Source organism: Pseudomonas sp. GL_103, assembly GCF_057835175.1.
In genome coordinates, this window is sequence record NZ_CM174420.1 from 1,030,727 (window position 1) to 1,043,484 (window position 12,758).

General features: G+C 62.7%; 11 protein-coding genes. 6 read left to right on the plus strand and 5 right to left on the minus strand.

Features of this window, described 5'->3' with window-relative positions; translation table 11 throughout:
• Positions 1 to 9: 9 nt before the first annotated feature.
• From AC3IP0_RS04640 to AC3IP0_RS04650, 3 genes are all read right to left on the minus strand, one after another.
• Positions 10 to 1,122 carry an ABC transporter substrate-binding protein gene (locus AC3IP0_RS04640; RefSeq protein WP_489326735.1) on the minus strand — a complete coding sequence of 371 codons (1,113 nt, stop codon included), beginning with the start codon at positions 1,120 to 1,122 and terminating at the stop codon, positions 10 to 12.
• Between the two features lie 88 nt (positions 1,123 to 1,210).
• Positions 1,211 to 2,302: an ABC transporter ATP-binding protein gene (locus AC3IP0_RS04645; protein ID WP_489318432.1), complete on the minus strand. Its 1,092-nt coding sequence runs from the start codon at positions 2,300 to 2,302 to the stop codon at positions 1,211 to 1,213.
• 211 nt (positions 2,303 to 2,513) lie between these two features.
• Positions 2,514 to 3,419, minus strand: a complete 906-nt coding sequence (locus AC3IP0_RS04650; protein WP_489326736.1) for a LysR substrate-binding domain-containing protein — start codon at positions 3,417 to 3,419, stop codon at positions 2,514 to 2,516.
• 283 nt (positions 3,420 to 3,702) lie between these two features.
• Between AC3IP0_RS04650 and AC3IP0_RS04655 the strand changes: the two genes are divergently transcribed.
• Genes AC3IP0_RS04655 through AC3IP0_RS04665 form a run of 3 tightly spaced genes read left to right on the plus strand, consistent with a single transcriptional unit; the run spans position 3,703 to position 7,144 of the window.
• Complete coding sequence (locus tag AC3IP0_RS04655) at positions 3,703 to 5,451, plus strand: amidohydrolase (RefSeq protein WP_489318434.1); 1,749 nt, start codon at positions 3,703 to 3,705, stop codon at positions 5,449 to 5,451.
• Positions 5,448 to 6,392: a CobW family GTP-binding protein gene (locus tag AC3IP0_RS04660; protein ID WP_489318435.1), complete on the plus strand. Its 945-nt coding sequence runs from the start codon at positions 5,448 to 5,450 to the stop codon at positions 6,390 to 6,392. Before AC3IP0_RS04655 ends, AC3IP0_RS04660 begins: the two co-directional genes overlap by 4 nt.
• Positions 6,389 to 7,144, plus strand: a complete 756-nt coding sequence (locus AC3IP0_RS04665) for a class II aldolase/adducin family protein (RefSeq protein WP_489318436.1) — start codon at positions 6,389 to 6,391, stop codon at positions 7,142 to 7,144. Before AC3IP0_RS04660 ends, AC3IP0_RS04665 begins: the two co-directional genes overlap by 4 nt.
• 147 nt (positions 7,145 to 7,291) lie before the next feature.
• Here AC3IP0_RS04665 and AC3IP0_RS04670 read toward each other — a convergent pair whose 3' ends face one another.
• Positions 7,292 to 8,812 (minus strand): sensor histidine kinase, encoded by a 1,521-nt coding sequence (locus AC3IP0_RS04670; RefSeq protein ID WP_489326738.1) that lies wholly within the window; start codon positions 8,810 to 8,812, stop codon positions 7,292 to 7,294.
• On the minus strand, positions 8,809 to 9,528 hold the full coding sequence (locus AC3IP0_RS04675; RefSeq protein ID WP_008000098.1) for a response regulator transcription factor: 720 nt from the start codon (positions 9,526 to 9,528) through the stop codon (positions 8,809 to 8,811). The genes AC3IP0_RS04670 and AC3IP0_RS04675 overlap by 4 nt, the downstream gene beginning before the upstream one ends.
• A 151-nt stretch (positions 9,529 to 9,679) precedes the next feature.
• Here AC3IP0_RS04675 and msrB point away from each other — a divergent pair, with 151 nt between their 5' ends.
• From msrB to msrA, 3 genes are read left to right on the plus strand one after another with little or no spacing between them, the layout of a single operon-like run.
• Positions 9,680 to 10,198 (plus strand): peptide-methionine (R)-S-oxide reductase MsrB, encoded by a 519-nt coding sequence (gene msrB, locus AC3IP0_RS04680; RefSeq protein ID WP_489326740.1) that lies wholly within the window; start codon positions 9,680 to 9,682, stop codon positions 10,196 to 10,198.
• A gap of 33 nt (positions 10,199 to 10,231) precedes the next feature.
• The gene (locus AC3IP0_RS04685; protein ID WP_489326742.1) at positions 10,232 to 12,007 is read left to right on the plus strand and encodes a cytochrome c biogenesis protein DipZ; all 1,776 of its coding nucleotides are present in this window, start codon (positions 10,232 to 10,234) and stop codon (positions 12,005 to 12,007) included.
• A gap of 30 nt (positions 12,008 to 12,037) precedes the next feature.
• The gene (gene msrA, locus AC3IP0_RS04690; RefSeq protein ID WP_489326743.1) at positions 12,038 to 12,745 is read left to right on the plus strand and encodes a peptide-methionine (S)-S-oxide reductase MsrA; all 708 of its coding nucleotides are present in this window, start codon (positions 12,038 to 12,040) and stop codon (positions 12,743 to 12,745) included.
• Positions 12,746 to 12,758 lie beyond the last annotated feature (13 nt).

The following is a 12,758-nucleotide window of genomic DNA, read 5'->3' on the forward strand; positions in this document are numbered from 1 at the left end:
GTCACAGGCTCACTTGGACAACCGCGTCAGATACTCTTCCAGGGCTTTGGAGTAGTTATCGGCGTACCACTGGGCGTTGAGGGCGATCTGCTTTTTCAGGTTTTCTTCGGAGGCGCAGTTGGCTTCCAGTTGCTTGGCCGACATCAGCTTTTGCGTGGCGCTGTTGGAAGGCCCGTTGCCCAGCAGTTCGAACAGCTTGAGCTGGCCTTCGGGTTGCAACGCCTGCTGGATGAACTGCATGGTCGGTTGCGTACCACCCGGGTTGCCGTTCAATACCGCCCAACTGCTGGAGTTGATGAAACCGTTGTCGAAGCTCCAGCGCACGCGGTTGTCGGTGTCTTCGCTGAGCAGCTTGGCGCGTGTGTGCCAGATCGCACCCACCGACACTTCGCCTTCGACCATCAGTTGCTGGCTCTCGGCCCCCGAGCTCCAGAACGACAGGACGTGAGGCTTGATCTCGTCGATCTTCTTCATCGCCCGTGGCACGTCCAGCGGGTAGAGCTGATCAGGCGGAACGCCGTCGGCGAGCAGTGCCGCTTCGAGCATGCCGTTCATCCACTTGTACAGCGTGCGTTTGCCGGGGAATTTCTTCACGTCCCAGAAGTCGGCCCAGGTCTTGGGCCCGTTGTCGCCGAACTTTTCGCTGTCCCAGGCCATGACGTAGCTGAACTGGTAGCTGGCGATACCGAAATCGGAGGACAGCGCCGGGGCCACCTGATCGCGCTTGATGGTGTTGTAGTCCAGCGGTTGCAGGATCTTTTCCCGGCCCAGCACGAGGGCGCTGTAGCTCTCGACGTCGACCACGTCCCAGCTCGGTTGACCGCTGGCCAGTTGCGAGCGGATCGCGCCTTCGGTCGGGCCGGCGCCGTCGATGCGCACCTGGATACCGGTGTTTTTGGTGAAGGTGTCGGTCCACGCCGAACGGAACGCGTTCAGGGCATCGCCGCCCCAGTTGACCACCACCAGTGGCTTGTCCGCCGACCAGCTGATGCCGCTGCGCAACGCCAATGGCACCGCCGCCAGCAGGCCCATGGCCTGGATGAAGGTGCGACGGTTGATCTGACCGTCACGGGTCTTTTCGATAAGCACTTCGATGCAGTCTTGTTGGTGATCCTGGCGCATGGACAAGTCCTCAAGCGGCGGGTGTGGCAGCGCACACTGGCCTTTTTGTTGTCATTGGAAGAGAGCTTTGTGTCGCAGTTTTTTGGGGTCAGGCCTGCAGCAGGAAGCTTTGCTGCACCGGCCAGCTCAGCCACACCGGCGCGCCGCTGGGCATCAGTGCGCCCGGGTGATTGCCGGGCACGGACAAGTTGATCGGCAGCGTATCGCCGCCGACCTTGAGCGCCAGGTGGGTGCTGGAGCCTTGGTAGACCTTGTCGGTAAGTTGCGCGGGCATCACGTTGTAGCCCTCCGTGGTCGGGCACTCGCTGTGCAGTTCCATGTGTTCCGGGCGCACGGCCAGCACGATCGGTGCCGCGCTCAGTGCGTTCGGAGCCAGGGCGTGCAATACGCTGGTGCCGCAACGGCCGCTGGCGGTCTGGCCGTTGCGGGTCAGGTTGTCCAGCGGGAACAGGTTCATCTTGCCCAGGAACTCGGCGACGAAACGGCTCTCGGGGCGGTTGTAGATGTTCTCCGGAGTGTCTATCTGGGTCAGCTTGCCGTGGTTGAAGATCGCGATGCGCGAGGACAATGCCAACGCTTCGTTCTGATCGTGGGTGACGAACACGAAACTGGTGCCGACCTGACGGTGGATGCGTTGCAACTCGGTTTGCAGTTGTTCGCGCAGGTTCTTGTCCAGCGCCGACAGCGGCTCGTCGAGCAGCAGCAGTTCCGGCTCGAACACCAGCGCCCGGGCAATCGCCACGCGCTGCTGCTGGCCGCCGGACATCTCGGCGGGCCTCTTGTGCATGTGCGCACCGAGGCCGACCACTTCAAGGATGTGCTTGACCCGGCGATTGCGTTCTTCGGCCGGGACTTTGCGGATGCGCAGCGGATAGGCCACGTTGTCGGCCACGCTCATGTGCGGGAACAGCGCATAACCCTGGAACACCATGCCGTAGTTCCGCTTCTCGGCGGAGCGCCGGATGATGTCGACGCCTTGCTCCATCAGCTTGCCCGAGGTCGGGCTGAGGAAACCGGCCAGTATCATCAGCAAGGTGGTCTTGCCCGAGCCGGACGGACCCAGCAGGGTCAGAAACTCGCCTTGGCGAACGTCGAGGTCGACGTTATCCAGCGCCGCGAAACGGCCGTAATACTGGCTGATACCTTGAGCGCTGAGCTGGATCGCTGAACGGCTGGACACAATGAGGTTCCTCTTTTTATTGCCCATATGACGTACGAGGACGGATGTGAATCCGAAATGGGCTTTGGGCTCATTATTGTTAAAAGTATCGCTACATCAATGGAATTATTTTGCCCGCATTGGTTAGTTTTATTGAACAAATGGGCTGTGTTTTCCAGTGGCGATACAAACCCCGGACCAGAGCACTTCCCTGTGGGATGGGGGGTGTGTTTTACAGGGTGTCTTGCCAGGTCTGGCGGGAAGATTGCAGCTGCGTCTTGACCCAGTTGCTGAAGGCCTGGACCACCGCGCGGTCCGCCTTTTGCGGGTCGGTGGCCAGGTAATAACCACGGTGAAGATCGATGCTGATGTCGAACGGGCGCACCAGCAAACCCTTGGATAACGCATCGCCGCTGATCAGGTTGTCGCCGATGGCGATGCCCTGGCCGGCAATGCAGGCGGACTGTGCGCAGTGGGCATCGGAGAACAGGATGCCGCTCAACGCATTGACCCCCGAAGCGCCGGCTGCGGTCAGCCAGATGCGCCAGTCCGAGTAGTCGGTCATGTGCAGCAAGGGGTAAGTGTCGAGCTCCTGCGGGTTTTTCAGTCCGCCCAGGGCGTTGATCAGGCGTGGGCTGCACACCGGGAAGAAGCGCAAAGCCACAATCTCTTCAACATTCATTTCCGGCCAGTCGCCAATCCCGTAGGCGATGAACAGGTCGACGTTGGGGTTGTTGGTGTCGTCCGGCGTGCGCGGGGAAATCAGCTGCAACTGCACTTGCGGGTACTGCCGCAAAAACGCACCGATGTGGTGGCACAACCAATAGGTGGCAAACCCCGGCGCGCAGCTGACGCATAGCCGGCCGGAGATTTCCTGATCGTCGATCAACTGCCCGGCATCGAGCAGATTCAACAGAATCCCGTGCACTTCCCGTGCATAGCGCTCGCCTTGGTACGTCAGGCCAATGCCCCGGCCAATCCGCTCGGTGAGGGCGAAGCCGACGCATTCCTCGAGCTTGCTGATCTGGTGGCTGATGGCGCTGCGGGTCAGGTTCAGTTCACGGGCCGCGATCGACACGCTGCCTGTGCGGGCAACCGCATCCAGCGCACGAAGGGCTGTCATCGAAGGAAATCGCATAAATCATCCCGTTCAAAGGTGGAAGAAAGGCCAGCAGACACCGCTCACCGGTGGCTTTCCATATGGTGATGTAAATCGAACAGTCAGGCCAAAAAAAATCGATTGTTGTATCGGTTGATTCAACAATACTAGCGCTAATTGTCATCGACCGGTCAGGCCCACCCTCAAAACGAGGGCTGCCCGCGACCTTTCCTGCTGACTAAAACAACAACAGTTTTTCAGGTTCCCGACCCGCCTGGCGCCCGGTGGACCTTTCAATCTCCTGAACTCGAAGGTGGCTTACATGGCTGAGTCCGATAACTTTTCCTCTACCCATTCCGTGCAGGGGACCTATGCCGACCTGATCCTTGCCAATGGGCGTATCTATACACAGGACCCGGCCAACCCGTGGGCCGAGGCCGTGGCCATCCGCGACGGCAAGTTGATCGGTGTCGCCAGCCTCGGCCAGATCGAGATGTTCAAGGGCCCGAACACCCGCGTGCATGACCTGCAAGGCGCGTTCTGCATGCCCGGCCTGCACGACATGCACACCCACCCCGACCTCGCACTGGCGCCGCGCTACGCCGATGACCTCGATGTCGGCATCGAAGACCCGACCCCGGAACAACTGCGCCAAAGCATCCTCGCCTACGCCGACAGCCATCCGGGCGACGGCTGGATCTACGGTCAGTACTGGGTGCGCTACACCTTCCGCGAAGCCGGCTTGACCCCGGGCCGCGCCTGGCTCGACAGCGTCATGCCGGACCGCCCGGTGGCGCTGCTCGACCGCATGTGGGGCACCATGATGGTCAACTCCAAGGCCCTGGAACTGGCCGGCATCGATGGCAACACCAGCGACCCGCGCAACGGTTACTTCGAGCGTGACGAACTGACCGGCGAACCCACCGGCCTGATGATCGACGGCGCCTACGCGATGATCCACGCCGCCATGCCGCCGACCCCGGTCAGCGTGCTGCGCCGCGCCTATCGCGATGGCGTGCATTTCCAGAGCTCGCGCGGTGTTACGGCGAGCAAATACGTGCACGTCTGCGAACAGCGTTTGCAGGCCCTCAAGGAACTGGACGACAGCGGCGAACTGACCGTGCGCATCGAAGCGGCGATCAGTTGGCAGGACGACATTTTCCCGGTGCGTCGTCGCTGGGAACTGCTGGCGGGCGAGCGTCACTACTACCGCAGCGCACGCCTGAGCGCCAACGCGGTCAAGTTCCATTTCGACGGCACCGTGGAGCCGAAATCTTCGTACCTGCTGACCCCATGGCCGCAGGAATCGAGCTGGCGCGGCAAGCTCAACCTGACCCCGGAACACATCACTGACATGGTGGTGGACATGGACCGCAAGGGCATCCGCGTGATTGCCCACTGCACCGGCGACGGCGCGTCGGATGTGTTCCTCGATGCCGTGGCCGAGGCCCGTCGTCGCAACGGTTTCAGCGGTGTGCGCCACCAGTGCGCCCACAGCACCTTGCTGCACCCCGGCAACCTGCCGCGCTTCAAGGAACTGAATGTCATCGCCGAATTCTCCCCGGCGGCCTGGTACCCGACGCCATTCGCCAGTGGTGCGCGTTCTGGTTACGGTCAGGAGCGACTCAAGCGCATCTACGACTTCAAAGGCGTGCTCGCCGCCGGTGGCACCGCGGTGATGGGCACCGACTGGCCGGTGGCGTCCATCGACCCGTGGCTGGCGCTGGAAACCATGATCACCCGGCAGAACCCGTGGAACGACGACCCGGCCTGCTTCGGCGACCCGATCAGCCTCGAACAGGCGCTGACCGTGATCACCAGCAACGGCGCCGTGGCCATGGGCCTGGAACACAGCACCGGCAGCCTGCAGGTGGGCAAGGCGGCGGACCTGATCGTCATCGACCGCGACCTGTTCGCCGAGCCTGCGCGCAACTACATCCACAAGACTCAGGTGCTGCTGACCTTCGTTGAAGGGCAACTGGTCTACGACCGCCATTCGACGCTCGAAGCCGTCGGCCTCAAGGCCGTGTGGCAGGGCGAACCACCGGTGCTGGAGGGCAAGGCAGAATGACTTCCCCACGCATCGCCGTGACCGTCGTCTCGGGGTTTCTCGGCGCCGGTAAAACCACGCTACTCAACCGCATGGTGCGCCGTGCCGAAGGCAGTCGGCTGGCGGTGATCGTCAACGACTTCGGTGAGCTGAACATCGATGCGGCCATCGTCTCCGAAGTCACCGACGCGGTGTACAGCCTGCAAAACGGCTGCATCTGCTGCACCGTGCAGGAAGACCTGCTGGCGCAACTGGGCAGCCTGGCGCAATTGCAGCCACGGCTGGAGCGAATCGTCATCGAGTGCAGCGGCGTGTCCGATCCACAGCGCATCGTGCAGACCCTGGCTTATCCACAGCTGCGCAGCCAGATGCAACTGGACATGGTCATCACCGTGGTCGACGCCACCCGTCATCTGCAACTCGACGGCGAGTACGCGCGGCTGGCCCGGGCGCAAGTGGCGGCTGCCGACCTGCTGTTGCTGAACAAGACCGACCTGGTTGATGAACCGCAGTTGCAGGCGCTGCGCGAGGTGTTGGGCCTGCGGACCCGAATCCACGAAAGCGTGCAGGCGCAGTTGCCTGACGCACTGTGGCTCGACACCGATCTGGAGCTTGAGCCGCGCAAAGTGAAGCCACTGACACGGGTGTCCGATGGCGATCACGGTGAGATGTTCAGCAGTTGGCTGTGGCAGAGCGACTTGGCGCTCGATGCCGAGGGATTGCGTGGCTGGTTGCAGGCGCTGCCCAGCGATGTGTTTCGGGTCAAGGGGCTGGTGAAGCTGGCGCAGGGCAACAAGGCCCACTGGTTGCAACACGTCGGCACGCGCAGTCAGTTTCTGCCGGCCACGGATGAAACCCAGGCAAAGACCACACGCCTGGTGTTTATCGCCCGCCGTGGTTTCGACGGCTGGGAAGCCTTGGGGCAGGGGCTTGAGGCCTGCACCGTGAAGGTGAACGCATGACTGCGACCGAACAACGTTTGCGTGAGGAACTTGCCGCCTGTTATCGGCTGGTGGCGCATTTTCGCATGACCGATTTGATCTTCACTCACATCTCGGTGCGCATTCCGGGGCCGGAGCATCACTTTCTGATCAACCCCTATGGGCTGATGTTCGATGAGATCACCGCGTCGAATCTGGTGAAGATCGACCTCGATGGCCACGCCGTGGAACTGTCGCCATACCCGGTGAACCCGGCCGGTTTCGTGATTCACAGCGCCATTCATGGCGCCCGCGAAGATGCGCAGTGCGTGCTGCACACCCACACCAAATCCGGGTGCGCAGTGGCGGCGTTGAAGTGCGGGCTGTTGCCGGTGAACCAGATTTCCATGGAGTTCTATGGCCGGGTTGCCTACCACGACTACGAAGGCGTGGCGCTAGACCTGAGTGAGCAACAACGGCTGGTGGCGGACCTGGGCGACAAGCCGGTATTGATGCTGCGCAACCATGGTTTGCTGACGGTTGGCGAGACGGTAGGGCAGGCGTTCCTGCGCATGTACTACCTGGAAAAAGCCTGTGAAATCCAGTTGGCCGCGCAAGCTGCCGGTGAAGTTGTACTGCCGTCGCACGAGGTTTGCGCGCATACCGAGCGACAGTTCAATGATCCGGGGCGGCCGTTGGAGGAAGGTGAGCTGAATGATCCGGATGCGATGCAACTGGCCTGGGCGGCGTTGCTGAGAATGCTGGATCGCATTGCTCCGGGTTACCGCGACTGATCCAGATCCAGTGTTGAATGGACTGACGCCATCGCGAGCAAGCTCGCTCCCACAGTAGTTTGGGTTGTTCGCAGATCTTGCGTACACCCGTTATCCCTGTGGGAGCGAGCTTGCTCGCGATGGGGCCCTGACAGACACCACCGTCCTTCACGCCTGCCGCGGTGTATTCAGGTTCATCGACCGCACCGCCAACGCAGTCGCCGTTTCCTCATCGATCGGCAACGAAAACCGGAACGTCGCCCCGCGCCCCGGCACATCGATCAACTGAATCTCGCGCCCATGCAATTGCAGGATGCGATGCACAATCCGCAGCCCCAGCCCGCCATCACGCCGTGCGCCGCCGATATTGAACGGCCGCAGGAACAAACCTTCGCGCAGTTGCGGGGCGATGCCGGGGCCGGTATCGCTGATCGTGACTTCGATGAATGAGCCTTGCGGGCGCAGGCCCAGTTCGACCTCGCCACCGGCCGGGGTATGGCGCAGGGCGTTGTCGAACAGGTTGGTCAGCACCCGCTCGATCAACCCGAGGTCCGCGCAGGCCGCCGAGGCATTCGGCGCGAAGGTGGCCTTGAGTTCGACTTTGCGCGCTTCGGCGGTGAGTTCGAATTTCTGGAAGATGTCCTGGGCCAGGTCGGTCAGGGAGAAGCGTTCCAGCACCGGCTGTACGAAGCCGTGTTCCAGCCGCACCAGTTCCAGCAGCGACTGCGCCAGACCGCCGACCTTGCGGCTCTGGTCCAGCGCGATGCCGAGGTAGCGACGGCGGTCGGCAGGGGACAGCGTGGCGTCCTTGAGCGACAGGGTTTCCAGATAACCGTGCAACGAAGCCAGCGGCGTGCGCAAGTCGTGGGAAATGTTCGCCACCAGTTCGCGGCGCTCCTGGTCCTGACGGGTCAAAGAGCGCCATTGCTCGCCCAGGCGGGTCTGCATCTGCCGGAACGCGGCATCGAGCACAGCGATTTCATCGTGACTGGCGGCTTTTTCCACCGCGACGGGCAGGGCCGGGGTGACCGGCACGCCATCGATGTCGAACTGGCTGACGGTTTCAGTCAGGCGGCGCAACGGCCGGGTAATCAGGGCAAACGCAGTGAGACCGGCAATCAGGCACAGCAGTGCCACCAGGCCGATGGACAACAGCGCTGTGTTGAGCGCCGCGCTGGTCGCGCCGCGTTCGGCCAGGCGGTCGTGATCCTCGCCGAGCAACACTACGTAGAGATAACCGGCCGGCTTGCCGTCGACCTTCAGCGGCGCAGCGCTGAACACCTTGCGCGCATCGATGCTGCGCGGGTCGTCGCCGAGAATCGGCAGGGCATCGCCTCGCAACAGGCGCTGGATCGGCGCCAGGTCGATGCGCTCACGACGGATCCGGCCCTCGGGCGCGGCGCTACCGACAATCTTGCCTGCGGAATCGAGCAGGTACACCTCGACGCTCGGGTTAACCTGCATCAGTTTGCTGAACAGGTCACGCACGGCATTGGGCATCAGGCCCTGGGTGTCCATCAGCACCGTGTCACTGGCGATGTGCTGCGCCAGGTCCCGGGACAAGCCTTGCACCACTTCCTGTTCATGCATCTGGTTGGAGCGCACCTGCATCCACGCCGAGGTGCCGCAGCACACCAGCAGCAGCACGGCGAACACCAGGGACAGGCGTTGCGTCAGGGTCAGCCTCATGGCTGCGGCTCCTCGCCTGTGGCGAATTTGTAGCCGCGACCCCAGACCGTGAGGATGCGCACCGGTTGCGCCGGGTCGGCCTCGATCTTGGCGCGCAGGCGGTTGATGTGGGTGTTGACCGTATGCTCGTAGCCTTCGTGGCTGTAGCCCCACACGGCATTGAGCAGGTCCATGCGCGAAAACACCTTGCCGGGCTGGCGGGCGAAGAAGTACAGCAAGTCGAACTCCCTGGGGGTGAGGTCCAGGCGCCGTCCGTCGAGGGACACTTCGCGGGTGATCGGGTCGATGGCCAGGCCGTCGGTAAGCAGGCTGCCGGCGTCCATCTTCAGGTTGCGCGCCATGGCATCGACCCGGCGCAGCAGGGCCTTGACCCGGGCCACCAGTTCGAGCATGGAAAAGGGCTTGGCCAGATAGTCGTCGGCACCCAGTTCCAGGCCAAGAATCCGGTGCACTTCGCTGGAGCGCGCGCTGGTGATGATGATCGGCGTGTAGCGGGCCATGGCGCGGGCGCGGCGGCAGATTTCCAGGCCGTCGACACCGGGCAGCATCAGGTCGAGGACCAGTGCATCCCAGTTGCCTTGCTGCAGCAGGCGCATGCCTTCATCGCCATCGGCGCTGTGCACCACCTCGAACTGCTCATCGCGAAGATGCAGGCAGATCAGGTCGGCGATATGCATATCGTCCTCGACCACCAGGACGCGTTTGGTCTGTTCCATACAGCTCAATCCTTCGGCGCAATGGACGCATTGTGCGGGTTTTTCGGGGTCTGAGTTATCACGAATTGTTTAACTTCCCGTGAGGATTTGGCGATCACCGAAAGCCTAGGCTGTGTTCTATGAAACACCCCCTGATTTTTTGGAGACGAGCATGTTTTCACGACGGCAATTTCTTCTAGTGAGCGGCGGACTGGGGGTGGCAACCCTGGCGATCGGCCTGTTGCCGAAGTTTTCCACAGGCACCGCATTAATCAGCGAGGCCAGCGCAGCGGAGGCATTCGAAGTGACCCACAGCGACAGCGAATGGCACGCCATCCTCAGCGACGAGCAGTACGACATCCTGCGCGAAGAAGGCACCGAACGCGCCTACAGCAGCCCGCTGAACAACGAGCACCGCGATGGCACCTTCGTCTGTGCCGGTTGCGACCTGCCGTTGTTTTCCTCGGCGACCAAATTCGACAGCCGCACCGGTTGGCCGAGTTTCTGGGCACCGCTGGACAAGGCCGTGGCCACCCGCCAGGACCGTGCGTTCGGCATGGTCCGCGAAGAAGTCCACTGCCGGCGCTGCGGCGGGCATCTGGGGCATGTCTTCGACGACGGCCCGAAACCCACCGGCCTGCGTTACTGCATGAACGGCCTGGCGATGAAATTCGTGCCGAAGACGGTGTGATTCCCTACCACTCACTTTTTGCAGGTAATCGCCATGTGGCTGCTGGTCCTCGCTTATCTCGGTGGTGTGCTGACGATTGTCAGCCCGTGCATTCTGCCGGTGTTGCCGTTTGTCTTCGCCCGCACCGGGCAACCCTTCGTCAAAAGCGGATTGCCGTTGCTGGTGGGCATGGCGCTGACCTTCGCGCTGGTCGCCACGTTGGCGGCGGTGGGCGGTGGCTGGGTGGTGCAGCTCAACCAGTACGGGCGCTGGCTGGCGCTGGTGTTCGTGGCGCTGTTCGGTCTGACGTTGTTGCTGCCGCAATTGGCCGAGCGCCTGACCCGGCCGCTGGTGGCGGCGGGCAGTCGTTTGTCAGAGGCGGCGGGCGCCGATGCGCGGCCACGTCCCGGTGCTTCGTTCCTGATCGGCGTGGCCACCGGCCTGTTGTGGGCGCCCTGCGCCGGGCCGATCCTCGGTTTGCTGCTGACCGGTGCGGCGCTGCAAGGCGCGAGTATCCAAACCACCTTTTTGCTGCTGGCGTATGCCGCCGGTGCTGCCACATCCTTGGCGTTGGCCCTGTTGCTGGGTGGCAAAGTCTTCAGCGCAATGAAGCGCTCGATTGGTGCCGGTGAATGGCTGCGTCGCGGCCTGGGCGCGGCGATGCTGGCCGGTGTGGCGGCGATTGCCCTGGGTCTGGATACAGGGGTTCTGGCGCGGTTTTCCACGGCGTCGACCGGCGGTATCGAGCAAGCGCTGGTGGAAAAACTGTCCGGCAAGTTACCGCGTAACAGCAGGGCGATGATGGCGCAAAACACGGCCTCCAGTGGCGCGGTGCAAGTGGCCGAGAAATCCCCGGTCACCTTGCCGGTCGAAGGCAACCTGCCGCCGCTGGACGGCGCCGTGCAGTGGCTCAATTCGCCACCCCTCGATGCCCAGGCGCTGAAAGGCAAGGTCGTGCTGGTGGATTTCTGGACCTACTCCTGCATCAACTGCCTGCGTTCGCTGCCCTATGTGAAGGCCTGGGCCGAGAAGTATCGCGATCAGGGCCTGGTGGTGATCGGCGTGCATGCGCCGGAGTTTGCCTTCGAGCGCGACGTCAGCAACGTCACCAAGGCCATGAAAGACCTGGGCATCAACTACCCGGTGGCCATCGACAACGAGTTCAAGATCTGGCGCGCCTTCAACAACGAGTACTGGCCAGCGCATTACTTTGCCGACGCCCAGGGACGCATTCGTTATCACCACTTCGGCGAAGGCGCGTACGCCGAGTCGGAGCGGGTCATCCAGCAATTGCTGCGCGAGGCAGGGGCGGCCAAGGTCGCCGACGGGCTGATCAGTGCCAAGGCCGACGGTGTGCAAATGGCCCCGGACAGCGACGCCGTGCAGTCGCCGGAAACCTATGTCGGCTACCAGCGCGCGGAACACTTCGTATCGCAAACCGCGCTGGTACCGGACAAGGTGGCGGCCTACAACCCGCCGGCGCAACTGGCCCTCAACGACTGGAGCCTGGACGGCCAGTGGCATGTCGGCCCGGAGCGGGCCACCGCCAGTGCACCGGCCAGTCGCATCGTCTATCGCTTCCACGCCCGTGATCTGCATTTGGTGCTCGGCCCCGGCACCGACGGCAAACCGGTGCGCTTCAAGGTGCTGATCGACGGCAAGGCCCCCGGCGATGCCCACGGCATGGACGTGGCCCCCGATGGCAGCGGCACCGTGACGGACCAGCGCTTGTATCAACTGGTGCGCCAGAGCGGCGGCGTGACCGACCGGACCTTCAGCATCGAGTTTCTTGATCCGGGTGCGTCGGCTTACGCCTTCACCTTCGGCTGATTACATTCCAACGCTTCAGGAGTTCGCCCCATGAAAACACTCATTACCTGGCGCCGTACCCTGCTGGGGCTGGCGGCTGCCGGCATCATCAGCCAATGCTCGGCCTTCTCCTTCGGTGGTGCCGAAGAGGGGGTCATCCTTCCACCGCCGGCCCTCGACGAAACCACCCAGGCCCGCAGCGAAACCGCGGTGTTCGCCGGCGGCTGCTTCTGGGGCGTCCAAGGGGTGTTCCAGCATGTCAAAGGCGTGAAGAACGCCGTCTCCGGCTACGCGGGCGGGGCGGCCAATACCGCGCAATACGAGCGCGTCAGCAACGGCAATACCGGCCATGCGGAGTCGGTCGAAGTCACTTTCGATCCTGCTCAGGTCAGCTACGGCACCTTGCTGCAGATCTACTTTTCAGTTGCGCACAACCCGACAGAACTCAACCGTCAGGGACCGGATACCGGTACTCAATATCGCTCGGCGATCTTTACCAAAAGCACTGAGCAGCAGCGGGTCGCACAGGCCTACATCGCCCAGCTCGACGCCGCCCATGCCTTCGACAAGCCGATCGTGACCAAGCTGGAAACCTTCAACGGTTTCTACCCGGCGGAGGAGGAGCATCAGGATTTCCTGACCGAGCATCCGACCTATCCGTACATCGTGATCAACGACTTGCCGAAGGTCGCGCAGTTGAAACAGCTGTACCCCAATCGTTATCAGGAACAGCCGGTGCTGGTGAAGGCGGGGAGGTGAATGGCGATCAGCG